The sequence below is a fragment of the Kiloniella antarctica genome (assembly GCF_042682825.1).
In the GTDB taxonomy this organism is placed as follows: Bacteria; Pseudomonadota; Alphaproteobacteria; order Kiloniellales; family Kiloniellaceae; genus Kiloniella; species Kiloniella antarctica.
This window is the reverse complement of the sequence record NZ_JBHUII010000001.1, coordinates 788,787-809,218: the sequence shown is the minus strand read 5'-3', so window position 1 is coordinate 809,218 and position 20,432 is coordinate 788,787. Positions and strand designations below refer to the sequence as shown.

The window sequence follows — 20,432 nt, the reverse complement described above, 5'->3', positions numbered from 1 at the left end:
TAAATTTATGATTTGTGCTTTAACTAACTCTATGCCCTATAGATGTAGCCATCACGACAGTCCATGTACCTTTAGAAGGCTTTCTGATCATGGAAGCCTTCTAAAGGTACATGGAATTTCTGCAGTATTCGGTTTTATTTAGCCTTGGCTTCTTGTTCAGCAGCCAATCTCAACGCTTTCAATCTGTCGGTTTTGTCTTGTATTTTTTTCTCTCTTGCTGCTTTTTCTTTGATGAGTTTGGTATCGGCATTTTTACCTGGGTTACGATCTTTAAATTGGCCGTCATCACCGCGCTCAATAGCTGCTATCATTTTGTCGTCAGCATTGTTTGGTCGTGTCGATCCTGATCCCATTACGCTACCTTCTTTGCTAAATATTTCTTACCAAGTTTAAGAGCATTTTCTAGCTTACTTGTAAACTAATTCAACGGGGCAGACCACTGTTGATATGTTGTTATTTACAAGCCATTTCCTGTTAATAGGGAACTCGAGGAATTGTATATGGCTTGAGTGTCTGACGCTATTGGATTTTAGATAACACTGTTTTTACTCAGGTAATCCTCCTTATTATTCGGGAAAGTTTATTGCAGACATTTTTTAATCTACATAAGATGATTTTTGTTTTATTCAATTATAAGTATTTATAAGAAAGTAAATCTGTTTATGGCAAAGGGTGTGTTCGTTCATCGTGCAGATTCAATATATGATGATTTCCCAGAAGAGAAATATCAATTTCCAAAGCGCTATCTGAACCGCGCGAACAAGTTTGAGAATGATTGGATCGTTTATTATGAACCTCGCGGTGGTGGTGGACGTCTTGGTTATACAGCTATTGCTAAAATAGATAGAATTGAACCCGATAACCTAAACGATGGTATGTATATCGCCCGTATTGCGCCGAGAACATTTCTTTCCTTCGAAGAGTTTGTTTCGTTCCGTAAAGAGAACGGCTTTATGGAATCAGATTTAGGGAAAAAAGATGGTTCCTTAAACGGTGGCTTGATCCAATGGGCTATTCGGCCAATATCTGATGCTGATTTTAATCAAATTGTTTTACAGGGCTTCCCTGAAGAAACCGATTTACTGCCTCGGGTAGATGAGATTGATCGGAATAAAAATTCGTTGGAATGGGGTGGGCTGTTAGAAAAAAAATCTGGTTTCTTTCATGAAACTGAACGCTTTCGCGTCGAACAAACCATTTCACGTATTCCCCGTGACCGTGTGTTTAGAAAACATGTATTAAAAGCCTATGACAGCCGCTGTGCTATTACGGGGTTGCAACTGATCAACGGTGGTGGTCGTGCCGAAGTTGAAGCAGCGCATATTAAACCTGTCGCTCAACATGGTCCTGATACTGTTCGAAATGGCATTGCCCTATCAGGAACAGTACATTGGATGTTTGATCGTGGATTGATCTCATTGAGTGATGAGTTGGATATTTTGATCTCAAGACAGGTAAATGATCCAACACAGATTGAACGTCTTGTGAATTCTAGTGGTAAAGCTCTGGCCCCAGAAAACCCAGCATTACGCCCTCATCCTAAGTTCTTAGGATGGCATAGAGAGAATTGCTTTAAAGCTTAAGAACTTGAAAGAGGTTACGGCCATCAAGACTCGCTTTAATCTGCACGTAGCGTCCCCATAACGTCCCCAAATATCCCCGGTCAATCAAACGCGGCTGCGGTAAACGTTCTGGTTGGTGTGACTGACCATATCGATGACGCCAACAAGATGGTGCCTCGCTTCAGTGGGGTTATTTTTTGTGGCTGGATTATAATTTTTTACATTCCAGCATCCAAACATTAGTTGCAAAGGATGATTGGTGGGTAAGTGTAGCTCTATAATGGCCTAGAGTGGGGTTCTGTTCTGCTTGTATGGCGATAGAGCTCATGCCGATAATGCCAGTTGAGATACCCCGTATATCCTTAAATGATGGTTTCAAGGTGTCATATACAATTTCACTGGTTATAGGGTCTTCTGATTCTTTGAGTGCAGTTATTGTTTTAATCGCAGTTATTGTTTTTTTTGATTCAATTATTTTGAAGTGGGAATTCAAATTTCTATTTATAAAGTCTGAACGGCTTTGGGCGTATTTACCTGTTTCTACGGGAGTTAATATTTGTACAACTTCGCACGTCATTACATCTCCCTCAGCAGCAAACGTATGATTATTCCCTGAGAAGAAAATGGCTAATACAACGAATAATATTCTCGACATGATGCACACTTTGTTTTTTCAATGACTACGTGAAATTTGATTGAGCCTACCAACCCAATTTCTCTTGACCAACTGCTAATTTGTTCTCGGTACGTTTTTATTGTGCTTGCTCACAACAAGGACATAGGAAATGAAAACACACAGCATCAACTACACCCGAAAGAATGACTATTTCAGATACTACACGTTTGTGCTATTTGATGATTGAGGGGTTGCTGTGAAGTCAGAGACAATTCTAAACCACGAACTAGAGATGCCTATAATTAAGTACGCACAGATAATACTTGCTGATTACGTGGGAGCTAGCGCGTCTGGCTTGGTCCGAACCACTGGTCCGGGATTTAATAAAGTCATTTGCCAGAACGAAGGTGATCTTGAGCCGATAGAATCTGATATTGGCGAGAGAGTGGGTGAGATGGATTGGGAGTGAATTTTAATTGTGCATCGCGGTAACCTACCCGATAGCGTCTCCAATTTTGGAAATCTGGTAATTAAAAAGCTCTGTAAATGTTGACTTTATTGGTGCACCCGTCGCGATTCGAACGCGAGACCTCTGCCTTCGGAGGGCAGCGCTCTATCCAGCTGAGCTACGGGTGCACAAAGAGCGGTCAATGGGCGGACATTACTTCAAGCCTTGGTGCAGGTAAAGAGACAAAATGACCTTAGCTAATTTCTCTTGGGCGGCTCTTTGATAAGCGATATTCCTGCTAAAGTTATGGGATACACATTCAATTGTTAAATGGTGACCTGATCTTATGTTGGCATTTTTACAGGTCACAGCATATAGCAATTGTTGTCACAAATGAGGGAACAGTATTGCTATGGTTTCTGGTGTTCACAAGCCAATGGTGGTTTTTCCTGAACACGTTTTTCCTTGAAAAGAAGGTGCTCTTTGTGGCTTGTTGTCCAACACGTTTTATCTGAAGTTGTTTGGAATTATCCAAGCAGTTGTTGTGTTAATCTGTTTTCAGCCCTTATCAAGGGTGAGAACTCAAGGGAGTTAAAGTATGTCGCGTCAAAAACCAAGTTGGATGGGACCCGCAATTGAGTATGGGCCTATCGCTGTTTTTTTCGGGATTTACTATGGCTATGACAGGATTGTAGAAGCCTATCCAATTGAACTGTTGCTTGAGACAAAATCCTTTATCGCGGCAACAGCCGCGTTGATGGTGGCGACGATTATCGGTATTGGATTTTCTCTCTTCTACGATGGAAAAGTGCCCAAAGTTCCTTTGTTTACGGCGATCATCGTGATGATTTTTGGGGGATTGACGGTCTATTTTGATGACGAAAGCTTCTATAAGATGAAGCCAACGATTGTTCAGGCCATCTTTGCGATCATTCTTCTTGGTGGTCTCTTTATCTTTAAGCGTCCGTTGATTAAACCGTTGATGGAGAAATCATGGAAAATGACGGATGAAGGCTGGTATATTCTGACAATCCGATTTGGCCTTTATTTTATCGTAATGGCGGTTTTGAACGAAATTGTTTGGCGCACACAGTCCGATGATTTTTGGGTAAACTTTAAAGTATTCGGATCTATGGGGCTGATGGTTTTGTTTATCTTTAGCCAATATCCGATAATTCAAAAATACCATCTGCCTGATGAAGATCCGGATAACCAAATTAAAAATTAACGTCAGATCGCATAAAGACCTTTGGGGTTAAAGGAGAGCCGCATGGACCAGAGCTTTAAGCTCTGGTCGGCTCGAATAGGTGCTTGATGGTACAAGCTGAGTGAAGAAGATAACATTGATTTCTTCAACCGGATCGGTCCACCAGAAGGTGCTTGCCAATCCTCCCCATCCAAAATCACCGACGGAACCAGGTGTCCGTTGTCGTGCGGGATCAAGTACAACTGAACCGCCGATGCCAAAGCCCATACCGTCCATCGGTGTTTCAGCAAACGAACTTGGTCCCATAGATGAAATATCACCTGGTAAATGATTGTTGCGCATGAAATTAACTGTGTTTGCAGAAACCAGTTTGTTCTCGTTCAAGCTGCCACCAAGGCGGATCATTTCAGCAAATTTCAAGTAATCATCAAGCGTTGAGACCAAGCCGCCACCACCGGAGAGGATGTTGTTTGCGCCCGGCTGGTAACGGTCGGATAAACTTGGGTCCATGGGAGTTAATGGGTTGTTTTTTGTGTAGAGATAGCAGTTGGCAAAGCGCGCGCGTTTGTCTTTGGGAACGGTAAAGCCTGTGTCGCTCATCCCTAGTGGTTCGAATATTTGCTGGTGAAGGAATTGGTCAAGCGGTTGGCCAGAGAGTACTTCTATTAAGCGTCCAATAATGTCGATGCCAATGGAGTATTCCCAACGGCTGCCGGGAGTGAATGCCAAGGGGATTAGAGTTACCCTTTTTATACGTTGTTCCAGTGTGTCATCACCAGGACCAAAATCGAGCTTATGTTTGGCGTAAGCTGAAGCAAGAATGCCTTCGTTAAAGCTGTAACTCAGGCCGCTGGTGTGGGTGAGGATTTGGTGGACCGTGGGCGCGGGGCAGGGTTTTGTCTGCTTTATTGATGTCGCGCCTTCAATCAAGGCAGTACTGTTGGAAAATTCGGGTAAGAACTGATCAATGGGTGTGTCGAGATGAAATAGTCCACGTTCCATCAACATCATCAAGGCGAGAGAGGTGATAGGTTTTGTCATGGAATAAATACGAACGATAGTATCGCGTTCGTAGGGGGTATTCTGTTCGATAGAGCGCAGGCCAGCGGTGGAAAAGTGAGCGACCTCACCATGTCTGGTGATCAATACTGATGCGCCGGGGAACTTTTTTTCATCCACATAACGTTGCATCCATTGATCAATACGCGCTAGGCGTGAAGCATCAAATCCCAACCGTTCTGCATTATCTTCAAATTCCATTTTGTGTTCTCCTACGAAGGCCTTTGTTGGGGTTTGAGCTTATCTGTTGCCCTCGTTTTTTTTAGGTTAGTTGTCGGTAAGAATGGTACCTTCTAGTCTTAGGGCTTGCTGTGCATTTTTGTCGGCGCCTGATGGCAGTGGTGAAAGAGGGCTTTGCACCCATGCTCTAATATCAGTAAGGACGGTTTCGGCCTGTAGATCGCGCAACAGCATATGCCAGCCGTTTTCATAAAGCGCGGCACGTTGGGAATCGTCAATGCCATTAGGAAGGCTCTTCCATACATCTCTTGTGGGCTCCCACGGCACGACCTCGTCTTTCTTTCCATAAAGTAGAAGAGACGGTATGGTTAAGCTTTTGGGTGATCCGTAAGCCGCATCCATGAGATCTGTGAGGCCATAAACACTGTCGATTCTTGTGTTTTTGATAACGAGAGGATCTTTGCCGAGTTCTCTTAACATTGGAATATTATCGGAAGCCTGAATTTTAAGGCCGCTTCCGGTAAAGCTGGCCCAAGGTGTGGTATGTGCGACTAACCAGAGAGAGGCCCTTTGGTAAAATGGCATGGTCTCTCGCGCCCACACAGCAGGAGCTGAGAGAATAACACCATCGGTATCAAGGTTAACCCCTGTGGCTGTTTGTTCTTGAAGAGCTGCCATGACAACGGCACCACCCATGCTGATGCCGACCGTGTATAAAGGCGTATTGGGGTGCTGTGCCCGTAGTAAACGTAACGCCGTACGGAGATCGGCTGTCATTTGCTTATGCCCACCCCACAGGCCGGTATGGGGGGCCGTGCCAAAGCCACGTTGATCGTACGCGTAGGTGGCGATACCGGATTTTGCCCAAAAACTTCCGGGACCTTCAAATGCATTGGAGTAATCATTAAACCCATGAAGACCAAGGATTATGGCTTCAGGTTTACCTTCTGGCAGCCAGCTTTTAAAGGGGAGAGAAAGACCATCATCGGTGATGAAACTGTCGTCATTGAGCGCCGCAGCATTGAGCGTGTCGCCAAGCGGGGCGAGACGGGGAGCACATGCAGCTAATAACCCAAGTAAAGCGATGGATAAGACCAGCTTAAAGGGATTTTTTTTCTTTAACGAACCGGAAAAGATCTTCATTCACAAAACCTTATGTTATCCGGTTCGATTATTGCGCCCTCAAGGCGGGGAGGCAAGCGGTGTTACTGCTACTCTTCTTAGCTGTGAGCGCCACGCGTTAGCTGTAGGAAGATATCTTCGAGATCACCTTGGTCTGTCATTATGTCTACAATGTTGAGATCGGCATCATTGGCAGCCTTGAGAATATCGGCAAGCTGTCCATCATCTGCTTTATAGCTAAAGGTAATTTGGCGCGGCGTTTTTTGCTCAACATGGAAGCGGGTGAAGCTGTTTGGGAGTTGATTAAGATCTTCAGACAAAGAGAGGGTGAGTGTCTTGCTTTCAATTCGTGCCAAAAGTGCTTGAGTGGTGTCACAGGCAATAACTTGACCATGATTAATAATGGCGATCTCATCACAAAGTTCTTCGGCTTCTTCGAGATAGTGCGTCGTCAATAAAATGGTCGTACCACGTTTGTTCAGCTCGCGCACATAAGCCCAGAGTTGTTGGCGTAATTCTATATCCACGCCAGCAGTTGGCTCATCCAGCACCAGAATCGGAGGGCTGTGAACCATGGCTTTCGCAACCATCAGACGGCGCTTCATGCCGCCAGAAAGGCTTCGGGTATAGGTCTTGGCTTTATCTGAAAGTCCCATTACTTCGAGAATTTCTTCGCTGCGGCGCTCACTTTTAGGAACGCCGTAAAGCCCAGCTTGTAGTTCGAGTAATTCAAGTGGCGTAAAAAAAGGATCGAAGTTTAGTTCTTGAGGAACGACACCGATAGACATACGTGCGGGACGCATTTCTTCTTTGATATCATGCCCCCAGATCTTTGCGGAGCCGCTCGTTTTATTCACCAGTCCAGCAAGAATATTGATCAATGTTGATTTCCCGGCACCGTTAGGGCCGAGCAGGCCAAAAATACTGCCGCGTGGAATCTTAAGGTCGACAGAGCTGAGAGCTCGTTTTTCTGTGGCTGTCCCTGCGGCTTGATAAACCTTGGTCAGGCCTTCTAGTTCAACGGCGTATGTTGGCATGCCTGGAATATCCTTTTGTATCTGCGCGACAGTTTCTTTTCTGGGCGAAGCGGTGGTATAACTGTGATCGTCGGGCATAATATTATATGTGCTGTTCGGTTTGTCGAAAAAATGGGTTAGTAACCGGAAAAAGGGGCTGGAATATTTCCGGACTGGGCGGTAAAAGAATTTCAGCATCAATACATAGTGACTATTGTCTCAATAATAAAGACCCACACAAGGGAACGATGGTAAATGTTATTCGAATTATCAATCGTCTCAGGGTAAAAAGTCAGGAAAGCGTCATGGCCGTATACGAAACGGAAGAGGTGGAAACCACTGTTGTAGCTTGTGATGGCGGAAGTGGCCCCAACGGTCATCCCCTTGTCTATCTCAACATGGAAGGCAAGAATGAAATTTCCTGCCCTTATTGCAGCAAACAATTTGTCCTTAAAGAAGGGGCAACCGGTACTGGTGGCCATTAGGATTCTAGGGGAGTTTTCTATAAAAGTAATTCCAGCGGGAGGCGGTGGAAATTCCCCGTGAGACTTGTGAGAATAGAAAGAGTCTCATGCATTATGTGTGAGGTTTTTTTTGTTTGTAAAATTCTGGCGTATAGTTCGTGAAGGTAAATGTTTTAGGATACCTGTCATGAAGTTGAGGGCGGAGCTTTTGGAAAGTTGTCGACGTAGGGCGATACATTATTTTCTGATTATTAGTACTGTGATTGGGGTGACTGGCTTTAGTACGCTTCCATCCAAGGCACAGGATGAATCTAAGATCTCAGCTCAGGAGTTTATTGCTGGAAATGTGCTTCTTACTCTTTACCATGAAATTGGTCATGCACTGGTTTCAATCTATGGTTTGCCAGTCGTAGGCAGCGAAGAGGATGCGGTTGATGTTTTTTCGATTATTGCGCTCACAGAAGAACTTAATAAAGGTGATTTGAGTCAGGAACGTGAATCGAAATTGGATAATTATCTTTTTTCCACAGCTCTCTATTGGCTGACTTTGAGCGAAGAAGAGGATTTTGGCGATCAGAACATCACCAGTGAGCACTCTCTGGATTCTGAGCGATTTCTACAACACCTCTGCATGGTTTACGGTTCGGACTTGGAGTTCTATCAGGATTTACCTAAAGACTTTGGGGTCGAAGATATTGTTACCAAGGAGTGTGAGACCCTTTATCAACGTAAGACATCTAAATGGCATGAAATTTTGGCGCCTCATTGGCTTGGGAATCGTTACCGGGTGAAAAGAATTGTCGTTGTCGAAGATGAAGCGGACCCACAGTATAAAGGCTATCGGCAATGGCTTCATGTGCATGGTATTCTCGATGAGTTTGAAAACTATGTGGAAAAGTCGTTTCATCTGCCGAAAAAAATTACCCTGCGCCTTAGATCTTGTGGTGTGGCAAATGCTTTTTGGAATCCTCAAACGTTGGAAGTAGTACTCTGTGACGAACAAATCGCTGAATATTATCATATCTACGAACGATTGTTGGAAAATAATAGCTAAGACCTTTATATCGTTTGATAAAAAATTCAAAGTGGGTTTTGAATTTTATGAGACCAGTGATATAATACCGTGGTAATTCAAAAGCGACACCTTGCACGGTTATTACTTGTGTGATCGAGGGTAAGTGCGGTGAATATGTACAGAAATACGTACATAGAGTAAAAGATGGGAACACCGTCTTTATAAGGTCAGGATAACGAGTGCTCCGTTCTTTTTTTGGTAGCCGCAAACGTATTGAGAAACTGATTCCTGATTTGAAGGCCTATGCTGTTGCGTTGTGTGGTGATCGGGATCTGGCAGATGATCTGGTTCAAGAGGCAATAACCCGCGCACTTGAGGCTAATAAAGCATTAAAAGCAGCTGATGATCTCAGGCCATGGTTATTTCGAGTACTTCGTAACTATTATTTTGATGAACAAAGAAAAAGATCTGTTCGGAGGGAATATTTTACCCAAGAAAAACGTTGGGTAAGTGAGAACAGCGAACAATCGCTTGATCCAGAAGATATCATTGCGATTAAAGATGCTTATGAAACTTTATCTGCGGATCATCGTGAAGTTTTAGCTTTGGTGGATATTTTAGGCATGCGCTATCAGGAAGTGGCGGATTTGCTCGATATTTCATCAGGTACAGTAATGAGTAGGGTTAGTCGTGGGCGTCAGGCACTCTTGAGCAAGCTTGTTGGGCCTAGCCAAAAGCAGAAACGAGATAATGTGGTGAAGTTTCCTTTGGAGAAGAGTTGACGATGTCCAATAAGGAAATCCCTGACTGGGAAACTTTAAACGCTTATGTGGATGGAGAGCTTTCTCCTGAACGCGAAGCGTGGGTGAAAAATGCCTGTAAGGGTAATCCGAATTTGACGTCGGAGATTGCCCGGTTGGTCATTTTAAAAAAAGCTCTGTCCAGTAAGCCAGCGATACATAAACGTGGCTGGAACTCTGATAAGCTGAAATGGAAAGTCGTGAGCGGATCTGCCGTCATGGTCATGTTGCTTATGGTTTTTTTGGGAATGTCTCAATTTGGAGGTTATACCTCTTCATCCTTTCAGAGTTGGGCCATGGAAAAACATGATGCCTTGTCTGAACGCAGCTTTGTCGTCAGCGATTTTGCCCATAAACCTTTAATTGCGGCTTCGATAAGGGGAGCTTTACAGGCACCTGATTTAACCGGAAGTAAGTTATATTTGGTGGATGTCACTATTCAACGCTTTGATGAAAAAGATGGAATAGTCATGCATTACAGAGGCTTGCGGGGGTGTCGGGTAAGCTTTCTTCTTGCTCCTAAAGATCAAGACACGGATAGCTTTGATACTGGTATTTCAAAAGAAATGCTTCTGTTGGGGAGAGGCGTAGCTTCTAACTTTTGGGAGAGCTCTCGCTTTAAATTTGGTTTATTGGCCTCAGGCATGGATGAGAAACGCTTTAAGTCTATTTCAAGCTATCTCAAGCTAAAGGGGGAGCTAAATCTACCAGCAACAAAAGAAGAGCAGTATGTTATGGATCAAGCCTATGAAGCTTCTGAGGTTTGTGCTTGAGCTTTGCCGAAAACCATCACCCAACTTGCGGCAAGGTGGCGTATTGATATAAAAAAGCTGAACTTAAAATCAAGTTCAGCTTTTTTATATCATAATTATTTTTTACCTGGAAAGTTGGGGCGATCCACATTGTAGTGTTTGGACAGATAGTCGAGGATCAGAGCTAAATCTGGCTCATCTATCTCACTCATTCCCTGATCTTCTACCATCCATTCAAGAGTTTCTTCCCAACCGGAACGCTTCATGCCTTGTTGTTGGACAATTCTTGTCGAATGACAGGCGGAACAATATATCAGAACTTCTTCTTGTCCGATGCCAGGGGCCAGCCCTTCAAATTCATCTTCTTCTTGGGCATTACTGGAGGTTGCCAGTAATAAGATGAAGGAGGCTGTAAGGGGAAGAAGACTCGTCATTTTCACAAGTCGTGTTGTTATTTTCATTACCTGATTTTCCGTAATATCTAAGACCCCTTTTAAATGGGGAAAACCTTGGAGAGGTTGCGAGCTCTCCAAGGTATAAAGCAGCAATAAGGGCTTCCTAATAATTAGTTAGGAGACTCTGACCGCAATACGGTGCATCGTATTGTTCAGATAACCCTTTGGGTTCCAATTAATAGCGTGAGGTTGGCTTTCATTATTAGAGTCTGTTGCCTTGGCCCAGACTTCGTAATAACCGCTTTGTGGGAAGGTGATTTGGGTTGACCAATTTTGCCAAGCGCCTGTGTTAACGGCCTTATCTAGTTTCACATTCTGCCATGTTGCGCCAAAATCAATGGATACAACAAGGGATGTAATATCTCGATCCCCGGACCAGGCGTGACCACGGACAATCATATCCTTGTCGGTTGTTTCCAAACCAGTTTGCGGGAAAGTGATTAGAGATTTAACGGGCATTCTTTCGATAATGGCAAAATCTTTTTTATCTACTTTCTCACCAGCTTCAACGGGGTGGTTTGGCACGCGATAAGCTGTTCCCGTCATTTTCGGGCCATCGTGTATTTGATCTCGTAACCAGATACGGGTAAGCCATTTTTGAGAACAAGACCCGGGCCAACCTGGTACAACCAATCTAAGTGGTGCGCCGTTCATAGGATGGATTGCTTCCCCATTTTGTTCAAAAGCAATGAGGATATTGGGATCCATTGCTTTGGCAATAGGAACCCCACGAGAGATTGGAAGCTTTTCAGGGTCACCGGAAAGATGAGTATCTGCACCTTCATGTGCTGTATAAACGACGTTACTTTTAACACCTGCGGCTTCGAGTACATCTTTTAAACGAACACCAGTCCACTCGGAACAGGCTACGGCACCAAGGGACCACTGGTTTCCTTTGGCAGGAGGGTTAAAATAGGACCGACCATTGCCCCCACATTCGATAACCAAGGCAAGAGTGACAACCTCAAATTTACTCTTGAGATCGGCAATACTTAATTTCATGGGTTTGTCGACCAGACCATCGATGGTCAAGGTCCAGGTGTCGACATTTACTTCTTCGGGGGGGACGCCATTATTACGGACGAAATGACGGTTTATTGGTGTAATGGTATCATCTAAAAGATGGGGAGGGGTTTCGGCATTAACCGGACGATCATTTAGAATGGTTAGGCCATCTTTACCTTCAATAATACCTGCTGTGTCAGCAAGAGCAACTGGCACAAGGCCCGAAGGCATATTCTTGCTGAAAGGAATAGCAGCTCCGAGCATTGCACCCATGGTGGCAAGGCCGGCACCCTTTAAGAAGCCGCGGCGATTTTGATCAGGAACACGGCCAAAAATTTTAAAATCAGCGGCTGCTGGATCAGAGCTATAAAGGTCAAATAGCTTAGGAACGCCAGATGATTTAGAATGGTTATTTGATGGTTTATCAGTCATTTCTTTTCCCCATGACAACTGTTTGTTGATTGTTTGTTTTTTTGTCTTGATTGTAAGGTCAACGTTCGGAGGGTCTTTTTTATTCCCTTGGGATGATAAAAAAGTTGAGGAAAATACTCGGGTTTGTTTGATTACTTAAAATTAGCGCTCCGATTTTTGTAAAAATCAGTGAGAATTTCGTCTTCTTCCTCGACTTAACAGAGTTGCTTGGGCATTCTGTGCCGCATGACTGATAACGTACCCTTTAAACATCTCTACCTCGTCGATGGTTCTGGATATATTTTCCGGGCTTTCTTTGGCATTCCTCCCATGCGGCGTCCTGACGGCACCCCCGTAAATGCTGTTTTTGGTTTCACGAATATGTTGTTGAAACTACGCGACGACATGGAAGCCGACGGCATTGCAGTTATTTTTGATGCTGGACGGCAGAGTTTTCGTAACGAGTTCTATGCTGAATATAAAGCTCAAAGACCTGATGCGCCGGAAGATCTTGTTCCGCAGTTTGCTCTTATCCGGGAAGCAACAGATGCGTTGAATCTGCCGCAGGTTGAAATGAAGGGCTATGAGGCTGACGATTTGATCGCGACTTATGCGCGATTGGCCAAAGAAAAAGGGATTGAAGTCACAATTGTTTCTTCGGATAAAGATCTGATGCAGTTGGTGGAACCCGGCATTTCTATGCTCGATCCAATGAAAAATAAAGCCATTGGACCTAACGAAGTTTTTGAGAAGTTTGGTGTTAAACCTGATCGCGTTATCGATGTTCAGGCGCTTGCCGGAGATTCTGTTGATAACGTTCCGGGGGTTCCCGGCATCGGAATTAAAACAGCTGCTCAACTGATCAATGAGTATGGGGACCTTGAAAGCCTGTTGGAACGCGCCGGCGAAATAAAACAACCCAAACGTCGGGAAAAACTGCAAGAAAATGCAGAACTGGCGCGCATTAGTAAGCGTTTGGTTGAGCTGAAGCAGGATGTTCCAGTTGAGATCCCTCTTGAAGGTTTTGCCACACGCGAACCTGTGATGGAAGTTTTACGTCCCTTCCTTGAAATCAATGCCTTTAGATCGCTGCTGGCAAAGATGTCGAAGCGATTTGGTGATGCACCATTGGAAGTTACCAACGAGTCCACTGCAATAGACGCTGAGCCGGAATACGAATTGGTTCAGGATGAAGAAGATCTGGTCCGTTGGATTGCACAAGCCAAACAAAATGGTTCTGTCGCTGTGGATACAGAAACCACATCTTTGGATGCAATGAAGGCAAATCTTGTTGGGATTAGTCTTTCAACAGGTGGTAATAAAGCTTGTTATATACCGCTTGACCATATTGCAATTTCTGAAGACAGCGTGGGCGGTCTTGATCTTCTGGGTGGTTCTGCTGACCGCCCAAAACAAATTCCTAAAGCCCGGGCTCTTGAGCTTTTAAAACCACTATTTGAAGATCCATCGGTTCTTAAAATTGGTCAAAATATTAAATATGATTCAGTGATCTTGGCCCAAGTTGGCCTCTCGGTAACACCGATAGATGATACTATGTTGCTTTCGTATGTCCTTGAAGGGGGTATGCATGGTCATGGTATGGATGAACTTGCTGAATTACATCTCGACCATACAACGATAAAATTCAAGGAAGTTGCTGGTACTGGTAAGTCTCAGGTTACGTTTGATAAGGTTCCTTTGGATAAGGCGCTTGATTATGCTGCCGAAGACGCGCTTATTACTTATCGCCTGCACGCAGCGTTAAAGCCGCGTTTGGTGCCTGAAAAGATGACCACGGTCTATGAGACGATAGAACGTCCTTTGGTCAAAGTGCTGGCTGATATGGAACAACGGGGTATCAAAACGGACCGGGCTTTCCTACACCGGTTATCAAATAATTTTGCTCAACGGCTGGTTGATTTACAGGGTGAAATCCATGAAATAGCTGGTGAGTCCTTTACCATTGGGTCGCCCAAGCAGTTGGGGGAAGTTCTGTTTGAAAAAATGGCTATTCCTGGTGGGAAAAAAGGAAAAAGCGGATCTTACAGCACAGGCGCGGACATTCTTGAAGGACTGGCGGCTGAAGGTCATCTTCTTCCGACGAAAGTTCTTGAATGGCGCCAACTATCAAAGTTGAAAAGCACTTATACAGATGCTCTTCAAGATCAAATTAATTCTAAAACCGGCCGTGTACATACATCCTACGCTCAGGCTGTCGCGTCTACAGGACGGTTGTCTTCATCTGATCCGAACTTGCAGAACATTCCTGTGCGAACAGAAGAAGGGCGAAAAATCAGAGATGCCTTTATTGCTGAAGATGGCTTTAAGTTACTCTCTGTTGATTACTCTCAAGTTGAATTGAGGCTTATTGCCGAAATTGCAGAAGAAGACGCTTTACGGCAGGCCTTTACCGAGGGGCAAGATATTCACGCGATAACGGCTCATCAGGTATTTGGAACGCCGATTGAAGGCATGGATCCAATGGTTCGGCGTCAGGCAAAGGCGATTAATTTTGGTATTATCTACGGTCAGTCTGCTTTTGGTCTAGCAGCGAGCCTTGGTATTTCACGTAAAGATGCCAAAGATTATATTGATGCTTACTTTGCGCGTTTTCCTGGCATCAAGCGTTATATGGAAGAAACGAAGGCTTTTGCTCATGAGCATGGTTATGTGAAGACCCTTTTTGGGCGTCACATTCATTTGCCGTCGATTAATGAAAAGAATCCGATGCGAAAGAATTTTGGGGAACGGGCTGCAATTAACGCCCCTATTCAAGGTACGGCAGCGGATATCATTAAACGGGCCATGATCCGTATGCCGGATGCTTTGGATAATGCTAATCTTAGAGCCCAAATGCTTTTACAGGTTCATGATGAATTGATTTTTGAAGTACCTGATGCTGAGGTTGAAGAGACGTCGGCTGTGGTTCGGAATGTGATGGAAACGGCGTGTGATCCGGTTCTTAAGCTCTCTATTCCGCTTACAGCAGATGCGGGCGTCGGACGCAGTTGGGGTGAAGCTCACTAGTCACTGTTTGTTCTGTACGATAAACAAAGCCGGGTTCAATGAGGACTCGGCTTTGTTTGGTTTTAAGTGTAGGTTTATGGTCTTGATTAAACTTTAGAAGCTCTAGCTAAAAAACAGCTTTTCTAGATCCTGATAATCTTCGGCAATCCAAGTGGGTTTAAACAGAGCGTCTTCGCCATCTTTTCGGCTAGCAACACCCGTTAAAATTAAAATAGATTTCATGCCTGATTTGTGGCCTGCGAGAATGTCAGTGAAAATATTGTCACCTATAATAGCGCAATCGGATGCCTGTTTCCCCAAACGTTTCAAGGCAGCATCCATAATTTGTTTTTCTGGTTTACCAAAAATTTCGGGCTCTTTTTCTGTTGCGGCTTGAACGGCTGCGACAATAGGGCCAGCTTCGGGAAGAATACCGTCTTCTACTGTTATTAGGCGGTCGGTATTGGTGGCAATAAAGCGAGCACCACCATCTATTAAGCGTAGCGCCTTGCCCAATTTTTCGTAATTAATTCCCCGGTCATAGCTCACAACAACGGCATCCGTGTCGCTGGATCCGTCAGTTATGATGACACCTGCATCTTCGAGTGTTGATGTCAGGCCTTCTTCGCCAAGACAATAAACACGGGTTCCACGATCCAATCCCATCGCGACAGCTTGTGCAGAGGTTAATACATCATCTGGCGTACAAGATATACCCATGGCGTTGAGTTGATCAGCAACTTCTTCGGGACGGCGGTTGCCACGGTTGGTAACAAAGAGAAAGGGAATACCACGCTCTTTTAGTTTTGTGATGAAATCACTGGCACCGGGGATGGCATCTGTACCGCGATAGACGGTGCCATCTAGATCGAAGAGAAGGGCGGAAATATCGTTCATGAAAATTACCTGTAGGATTTAATTTGGAGAGTAGGTAGCAGACTAAACCCTATCCGATCCAGATTTATTACAATCAAGTGTATTGAAAATAGAGCTATTATCCAGAGTTCGTACAAGGAAAAAGCCCGGTATTCCTACCGGGCTTTTGTATTGAGCTATGTGGCCAATTTTGGAGATCGAATCACATAATTTCTTTACTAAATTTAGGGTCTGTCCCCAGATGTTTCAAGAGGGGTACGTATTCATCCTTACGTAGGTACATAATAACAAGACCAGAAAACCATACGCCAACGGCCTGAATAAAGAGCTGACCTCCATCATTATAAGGGTCAATGCCTAAGGGGGTGAAGACGTGGAAGAAGATTGCTCCGGACATCAATGCAAAAGAAAGAAGCCCGCCCAAGGACTGAAGGCGAGGAATAAAGAGCAAAATGCAAGCTAAAAGCTCTGCTCCACCTGTGAGGTAACGCCCATGAGGCTCAAACCAGGCAAGGCCACTCCAGTCTTCAAGAACTTGAAATAAGTGGCTTCCTTTTGCGAATTTAAAAGGAAGGTAGCGTAAAAAAACATACGCCATAAAAATAGCCAGTAAATAAGGTAAAATCTTTTTGATCATAGACATTCGTTATTCCCCATAGTCTGTGTTCCTAGAGAGGATATGTCCTTTATCGTGATAAAGCACCAGTAACATTTACGACAGTAAATGTTACCTGATGATATCTGTTACTATTGTGATGCTTCTCTTGCTGATTTTGCCTGTGCAATCAAGGCATTTCTAGCGCTGTTGGCATCGGTTATCAATTGATCAAAAGGGCACCGGGCGTGTACATGCCCGTTGTGGAGATCCCACCCTTCAGGATCAATCCCTGTCATGCGCCATTTTTGCTTCTTCTCTAGCTTGAGAAGAGTTTCGGCAATGATGTTTATCGCATCCATATGATCTGAATTCATGTGCTCAACTATGGATGATTCTGATTCTAATAAATCCTGACAGGTCTCACAATCGAGCTTGAGCGCCGTAGAAGGAACCCAGGTTGCCTTGGCAAAGCCACCGATGAGATGGGCGGCATCGATTGTGTATTTGTAGAGACTAAAGTCCTTGAAGCCAGCATAAAGTTTAGAGGCTGGATGGCGGTTGAGGAAGCGTTGTAACATGCGATCATCCTCCACCTTGGTCATAGTGCCAACCAAAGTCACTCTCCCCCCGGCAAGCGGGTCTCTGTATCCCGCTGTCCCATCAAAGAGCATACCTGCCTTGGCATTAGCGGCTAAATTCTGGCTGTGATCTGCCAAATCCGAAAGCAACATATAAGGCGTCGCGTCGTGATCAAGGCAAATCAAAGAAAGCGAAGCATAAGGATAGTTACCGTCTGTTGCTGCGCTAATACTTCCGGCATGGCCGCCGGGGGCACCTGCATCTTTAAGATCAGGTCGAAGCTCTGTAGCCAGATAAGCTTTGCTGGCCCAACGCATTAAATTACGAGCTTTTTGAGCTTCGGTTAAATGGGGAGCATGTTTGATTTTTTTCATTTTAGGCATTTGGCCTTGTTATGTTTCACAGGAGATTTTGTACAAACATCATTCATGTCGCTGTGGCTGTAAAGAATACGAAATGTCACAGGAAAGTATAACTATTTTTTATTCCCCTGGAACTCCTTGGGATGTTGAATATTGGAAGTGTAATTCGTGATCGGGAAACACCAAGGGGTAGATGGCGTGTGCGGCCATGGCAGCTTCGGAAAAGCCACAGAGAATTAATTTGAGTTTGTTTTCATAAGTGGCGATATCACCGATAGCAAAAATACCTGGTTTTTGCGTTTGGCAAGTTGTCGGGTTAACAACGACATGATTACGTTCAAGTTCAAACCCCCAGTCGGCCATAGGGCCGAGGTCGGTTGCTAGGCCATAGAACGGGAGTAGGATATTTGCCTCCAAAGATCGTTCGTTTCCTTTGAGATCCTTGACGATTACCGCTTCCAGTTTGCCGTCGGTGCCTTCAAGTCCGTGGAGTTGATATGGAACCACCATTTCAATCTTGCCCATTTCAGCCAGGGACCGCATACGCGCGACGGATTCCGGCGCTGCGCGAAATTTATCACGTCTGTGAACCACGTAAACTTTCTTGGCAACTTCTGGCAGCGACATTGCCCAATCAACTGCGCTGTCGCCTCCGCCAGCAATAACAACTGATTTATCTCGAAAAGCTTCCCTACGTTTTACCAGATAGAAAACCGAGCTGCCTTCAAAGTTCTCAAGCCCCTCAAGGGGAGGTCGATTAGGGCCAAAGGCCCCTGCACCCGCAGCGATTATCACAGCTTTACAGGATATCGCCGTGCTCTTGCTCGTGGTAACGGTCCAGTTACCATTGCTTTCTTGCTGGAGACCTGTGACCTGCTGATCCAAATGGTACAGGGGATCAAAGGGGGCGGCTTGCTGTTCTAGATGTTCTATAAGTTCTGCCGCGGCGACGGTCGGGAAGCCTGGAATGTCATAAATCGGTTTTTCAGGATAAAGAGCAGTACATTGCCCACCCGTTGCTTCCAGAGCGTCAATAACGTGAGTTTTCATTCCCAACATGCCACATTGGAATATCGCAAATAGCCCTGTAGGACCTGCGCCGATGATGACAACATCTGTTTGGTGATTGTTTTTACTCACGAAGATAATTCCTTTGGCGGTCGATTTGATAAATATCGGCCTGTTTACAGGTCGCAATAACGGTCTCTCGTGTCGGTATTGTATTTGAGCATTAAGGTGTTTCAATAGCATAAAAACGGCGATTTTATACTTTTAAGCGGAATATTCGATTATTAAAGAGAAAATATAGACTGAAATTACAAAATGATGTTGCCTAACCATTTGATATGTAATCTGTAACTAGGGCTTTCGTTATATTTTGAGTAATTAAAAAGTGTAGTGTGATTGAAGGACTGCGTATTCAACATCGACCTATTGGCGCAAACATCGCTTCTCATAAGTGCCCATCCACGAACAAAATGCTGCCACAGTCACACTCCACATTGCTTAATGTGACAGGATACTTACTATTTAATCGCTTGAGCGAAACTAAGGGAGCCGTTCCTAACCAAGGGCGCGGTACCTGAATTTAATATGAGGAATGGTATGGAAGGCAATATTGTACTGGTTGACGACGACCGTAATATTTTAACGTCGGTTTCAATCGCGCTGGAGTCAGAAGGCTTTAAAGTGCGCACTTATACTGATGGAGCGGAAGCATTACGTGGTATGTCATCAAACCCGGCTGACCTTGCTGTACTTGACATCAAGATGCCGCGGATGGACGGTATGGAGCTTTTGCGCCGTATCAGAGATAGCAACGCTATCCCGGTGATTTTTCTGACATCTAAGGACGATGAGATTGATGAAGTCCTCGGTCTTCGTATGGGTGCGGACGACTATATAACCAAACCATTTTCTCAAAGGTTATTGGTTGAGAGAATCAGAGCTCTTCTGCGACGTGAAAAAGCCAACAAAGATGCGAGCGAGGGCAAAGAAGGTGAAAAACCGATCCAGCGCGGGGATATGATGCTTGATGCCTCTCGCCATCTCTGCACTTGGAAAGGTAAGCACGTAAACCTAACCGTTACCGAATTTTTGATCTTGAAGGCTTTGGCCCAACGTCCAGGACACGTTAAGAACCGTGATCAATTGATGGATGCTGCCTATGGCGATGCTGTCTATGTAGATGACCGTACAATTGATAGTCACATCAAGAGATTACGGAAAAAATTCAAAGAAACAGATGATGATTTTGGCCAAATAGAAACCTTGTATGGCGTTGGCTACCGTTACCGCGAATAACTGTATGGTCGAGGGCTTGTGGGGAAGACCTGATCTCCATGTTATCTCAAGTATGTAGGAGAGCTCTTGATGGATAAATTTGAACGTTTGGTATTTGTAATTGGGATGAGCCTTGTTGTTTTGGGCTTGATGGTTTTGTTCGAAGATGCTCAAGGGCATTCTAATCAATATTCTTTTCAGCAAAGCGCGATACTTTCATCGATGAAAGGTGGGCAGGCTGATAAAAGAAAACTGAGCGGACCAGAATTGCCTGCTTATGATATTATACTTTTTAATCGGGGAGATGTCAGCGGAGAACAAGTTGATCTGTCCGTGAGCTCTCAACAGGAAGAAATGATTAGGTTAGGGTTACGTCAGGCGGGAAGTGAAGTTCCTTGTGATTTAGAGGGTAAAAGGCCCGATCGGGTATTCTGGGGACAGAGGAGTGGTCAGAAGCATCCTGATAGTCTTTCGGTTTACTCAAAGGAAAGATTGATTTATCTCGGGAATTATTTAGAGGCTTGGAAAATTCAAGCTCAGGGTGGTTTCCTTGTCTGCTATCGTTTACCGGAACAGACCGCAAAGCTATTGATGTCACTATGATGAGGCGCAAGAT

The 20,432-nt window shown here is 44.5% G+C and carries 21 protein-coding genes and 1 tRNA gene; 10 read left to right on the top strand and 12 right to left on the bottom strand.

All coding sequences use genetic code 11. From position 1 onward, the window contains the following. Nucleotides 1–134: 134 nt before the first annotated feature. Nucleotides 135–353, bottom strand: a complete 219-nt coding sequence (locus ACFSKO_RS03870; RefSeq protein ID WP_380248600.1) for a hypothetical protein — start codon at nt 351–353, stop codon at nt 135–137. Nucleotides 354–662: 309 nt separating this feature from the next. On the opposite strand from ACFSKO_RS03870, the gene ACFSKO_RS03865 reads away from it, so the two are divergent. Then, entirely contained in the window at nt 663–1,583 is a 921-nt protein-coding gene (locus ACFSKO_RS03865) for an HNH endonuclease (RefSeq protein WP_380248598.1), read from the top strand. A gap of 187 nt (nt 1,584–1,770) precedes the next feature. On the opposite strand, the gene ACFSKO_RS03860 is transcribed toward ACFSKO_RS03865, so the two are convergent. Beyond that, nucleotides 1,771–2,217, bottom strand: coding sequence for a hypothetical protein (locus ACFSKO_RS03860; protein ID WP_380248596.1), 447 nt, complete (start codon nt 2,215–2,217; stop codon nt 1,771–1,773). Between the two features lie 217 nt (nt 2,218–2,434). On the opposite strand from ACFSKO_RS03860, the gene ACFSKO_RS03855 reads away from it, so the two are divergent. Then, on the top strand, nt 2,435–2,647 hold the full coding sequence (locus ACFSKO_RS03855; protein ID WP_380248594.1) for a hypothetical protein: 213 nt from the start codon (nt 2,435–2,437) through the stop codon (nt 2,645–2,647). Nucleotides 2,648–2,737: 90 nt separating this feature from the next. Here ACFSKO_RS03855 and ACFSKO_RS03850 read toward each other — a convergent pair. Further along, nucleotides 2,738–2,814, bottom strand: a tRNA-Arg gene (locus tag ACFSKO_RS03850). Nucleotides 2,815–3,224: 410 nt separating this feature from the next. On the opposite strand from ACFSKO_RS03850, the gene ACFSKO_RS03845 reads away from it, so the two are divergent. After that, on the top strand, nt 3,225–3,854 hold the full coding sequence (locus ACFSKO_RS03845; RefSeq protein ID WP_380248592.1) for a septation protein A: 630 nt from the start codon (nt 3,225–3,227) through the stop codon (nt 3,852–3,854). Nucleotides 3,855–3,881: 27 nt separating this feature from the next. Here ACFSKO_RS03845 and ACFSKO_RS03840 read toward each other — a convergent pair whose 3' ends face one another. The 3 genes from ACFSKO_RS03840 to ACFSKO_RS03830 form a co-directional block, all read right to left on the bottom strand. After that, nucleotides 3,882–5,093: a serine hydrolase domain-containing protein gene (locus ACFSKO_RS03840; protein WP_380248590.1), complete on the bottom strand. Its 1,212-nt coding sequence runs from the start codon at nt 5,091–5,093 to the stop codon at nt 3,882–3,884. A gap of 66 nt (nt 5,094–5,159) precedes the next feature. Beyond that, entirely contained in the window at nt 5,160–6,215 is a 1,056-nt protein-coding gene (locus ACFSKO_RS03835; protein WP_380248588.1) for an alpha/beta hydrolase, read from the bottom strand. 77 nt (nt 6,216–6,292) lie between these two features. Beyond that, complete coding sequence (locus ACFSKO_RS03830; protein ID WP_380248586.1) at nt 6,293–7,309, bottom strand: ABC transporter ATP-binding protein; 1,017 nt, start codon at nt 7,307–7,309, stop codon at nt 6,293–6,295. 206 nt (nt 7,310–7,515) lie between these two features. Between ACFSKO_RS03830 and ACFSKO_RS03825 the strand changes: the two genes are divergently transcribed. From ACFSKO_RS03825 to ACFSKO_RS03810, 4 genes are all read left to right on the top strand, one after another. Beyond that, nucleotides 7,516–7,695, top strand: coding sequence for a zinc-finger domain-containing protein (locus tag ACFSKO_RS03825; RefSeq protein ID WP_380248584.1), 180 nt, complete (start codon nt 7,516–7,518; stop codon nt 7,693–7,695). Between the two features lie 166 nt (nt 7,696–7,861). Next, nucleotides 7,862–8,728, top strand: coding sequence for a DUF4344 domain-containing metallopeptidase (locus tag ACFSKO_RS03820; RefSeq protein WP_380248582.1), 867 nt, complete (start codon nt 7,862–7,864; stop codon nt 8,726–8,728). Between the two features lie 200 nt (nt 8,729–8,928). Continuing rightward, on the top strand, nt 8,929–9,471 hold the full coding sequence (locus ACFSKO_RS03815) for an RNA polymerase sigma factor (RefSeq protein WP_380248580.1): 543 nt from the start codon (nt 8,929–8,931) through the stop codon (nt 9,469–9,471). 2 nt (nt 9,472–9,473) lie between these two features. Next, the gene (locus tag ACFSKO_RS03810) at nt 9,474–10,262 is read left to right on the top strand and encodes an anti-sigma factor family protein (RefSeq protein ID WP_380248578.1); all 789 of its coding nucleotides are present in this window, start codon (nt 9,474–9,476) and stop codon (nt 10,260–10,262) included. 95 nt (nt 10,263–10,357) lie between these two features. On the opposite strand, the gene ACFSKO_RS03805 is transcribed toward ACFSKO_RS03810, so the two are convergent. Together ACFSKO_RS03805 and ACFSKO_RS03800 are read right to left on the bottom strand one after the other, a co-directional pair. Continuing rightward, entirely contained in the window at nt 10,358–10,702 is a 345-nt protein-coding gene (locus tag ACFSKO_RS03805) for a hypothetical protein (protein ID WP_380248576.1), read from the bottom strand. 108 nt (nt 10,703–10,810) lie between these two features. After that, nucleotides 10,811–12,133, bottom strand: coding sequence for a molybdopterin-dependent oxidoreductase (locus ACFSKO_RS03800; protein WP_380248574.1), 1,323 nt, complete (start codon nt 12,131–12,133; stop codon nt 10,811–10,813). A gap of 225 nt (nt 12,134–12,358) precedes the next feature. Between ACFSKO_RS03800 and polA the strand changes: the two genes are divergently transcribed. After that, a complete protein-coding gene (polA, locus tag ACFSKO_RS03795) occupies nt 12,359–15,139 on the top strand; it encodes a DNA polymerase I (protein WP_380248572.1) in 2,781 nt (926 codons plus the stop codon). Nucleotides 15,140–15,241: 102 nt separating this feature from the next. Here the strand turns inward: polA and ACFSKO_RS03790 are convergent, their stop codons facing one another. The 4 genes from ACFSKO_RS03790 to ACFSKO_RS03775 form a co-directional block, all read right to left on the bottom strand. Then, nucleotides 15,242–16,015, bottom strand: a complete 774-nt coding sequence (locus ACFSKO_RS03790; protein ID WP_380248570.1) for an HAD-IIA family hydrolase — start codon at nt 16,013–16,015, stop codon at nt 15,242–15,244. A gap of 181 nt (nt 16,016–16,196) precedes the next feature. Beyond that, nucleotides 16,197–16,637, bottom strand: coding sequence for a hypothetical protein (locus ACFSKO_RS03785; protein WP_380248568.1), 441 nt, complete (start codon nt 16,635–16,637; stop codon nt 16,197–16,199). A 104-nt stretch (nt 16,638–16,741) separates the two neighbouring features. Beyond that, the gene (locus tag ACFSKO_RS03780) at nt 16,742–17,545 is read right to left on the bottom strand and encodes a HugZ family pyridoxamine 5'-phosphate oxidase (protein WP_380248566.1); all 804 of its coding nucleotides are present in this window, start codon (nt 17,543–17,545) and stop codon (nt 16,742–16,744) included. Nucleotides 17,546–17,653: 108 nt separating this feature from the next. Then, the gene (locus tag ACFSKO_RS03775) at nt 17,654–18,673 is read right to left on the bottom strand and encodes an NAD(P)/FAD-dependent oxidoreductase (protein ID WP_380248564.1); all 1,020 of its coding nucleotides are present in this window, start codon (nt 18,671–18,673) and stop codon (nt 17,654–17,656) included. 465 nt (nt 18,674–19,138) lie between these two features. On the opposite strand from ACFSKO_RS03775, the gene ACFSKO_RS03770 reads away from it, so the two are divergent. Together ACFSKO_RS03770 and ACFSKO_RS03765 are read left to right on the top strand one after the other, a co-directional pair. Beyond that, nucleotides 19,139–19,837: a response regulator transcription factor gene (locus tag ACFSKO_RS03770; RefSeq protein WP_380248562.1), complete on the top strand. Its 699-nt coding sequence runs from the start codon at nt 19,139–19,141 to the stop codon at nt 19,835–19,837. A gap of 69 nt (nt 19,838–19,906) precedes the next feature. Then, a complete protein-coding gene (locus tag ACFSKO_RS03765; RefSeq protein WP_380248560.1) occupies nt 19,907–20,419 on the top strand; it encodes a hypothetical protein in 513 nt (170 codons plus the stop codon). Nucleotides 20,420–20,432: the final 13 nt, after the last annotated feature.

Bases quoted from the DNA above. Each gene is read 5' to 3' on its own strand.
- ACFSKO_RS03860 (WP_380248596.1), bottom strand. From the start codon at position 2,217: ATGTCGAGAATATTATTCGTTGTATTAGCCATTTTCTTCTCAGGGAAT.
- ACFSKO_RS03785 (WP_380248568.1), bottom strand. From the start codon at position 16,637: ATGTCTATGATCAAAAAGATTTTACCTTATTTACTGGCTATTTTTATG.
- ACFSKO_RS03870 (WP_380248600.1), bottom strand. From the start codon at position 353: ATGGGATCAGGATCGACACGACCAAACAATGCTGACGACAAAATGATA.
- ACFSKO_RS03840 (WP_380248590.1), bottom strand. From the start codon at position 5,093: ATGGAATTTGAAGATAATGCAGAACGGTTGGGATTTGATGCTTCACGC.
- ACFSKO_RS03835 (WP_380248588.1), bottom strand. From the start codon at position 6,215: ATGAAGATCTTTTCCGGTTCGTTAAAGAAAAAAAATCCCTTTAAGCTG.
- ACFSKO_RS03800 (WP_380248574.1), bottom strand. From the start codon at position 12,133: ATGACTGATAAACCATCAAATAACCATTCTAAATCATCTGGCGTTCCT.
- ACFSKO_RS03790 (WP_380248570.1), bottom strand. From the start codon at position 16,015: ATGAACGATATTTCCGCCCTTCTCTTCGATCTAGATGGCACCGTCTAT.
- ACFSKO_RS03830 (WP_380248586.1), bottom strand. From the start codon at position 7,309: ATGCCCGACGATCACAGTTATACCACCGCTTCGCCCAGAAAAGAAACT.
- ACFSKO_RS03805 (WP_380248576.1), bottom strand. From the start codon at position 10,702: ATGAAAATAACAACACGACTTGTGAAAATGACGAGTCTTCTTCCCCTT.
- ACFSKO_RS03810 (WP_380248578.1), top strand. From the start codon at position 9,474: ATGTCCAATAAGGAAATCCCTGACTGGGAAACTTTAAACGCTTATGTG.
- polA (WP_380248572.1), top strand. From the start codon at position 12,359: ATGACTGATAACGTACCCTTTAAACATCTCTACCTCGTCGATGGTTCT.
- ACFSKO_RS03825 (WP_380248584.1), top strand. From the start codon at position 7,516: ATGGCCGTATACGAAACGGAAGAGGTGGAAACCACTGTTGTAGCTTGT.
- ACFSKO_RS03770 (WP_380248562.1), top strand. From the start codon at position 19,139: ATGGAAGGCAATATTGTACTGGTTGACGACGACCGTAATATTTTAACG.
- ACFSKO_RS03865 (WP_380248598.1), top strand. From the start codon at position 663: ATGGCAAAGGGTGTGTTCGTTCATCGTGCAGATTCAATATATGATGAT.
- ACFSKO_RS03820 (WP_380248582.1), top strand. From the start codon at position 7,862: ATGAAGTTGAGGGCGGAGCTTTTGGAAAGTTGTCGACGTAGGGCGATA.
- ACFSKO_RS03780 (WP_380248566.1), bottom strand. From the start codon at position 17,545: ATGAAAAAAATCAAACATGCTCCCCATTTAACCGAAGCTCAAAAAGCT.
- ACFSKO_RS03765 (WP_380248560.1), top strand. From the start codon at position 19,907: ATGGATAAATTTGAACGTTTGGTATTTGTAATTGGGATGAGCCTTGTT.
- ACFSKO_RS03845 (WP_380248592.1), top strand. From the start codon at position 3,225: ATGTCGCGTCAAAAACCAAGTTGGATGGGACCCGCAATTGAGTATGGG.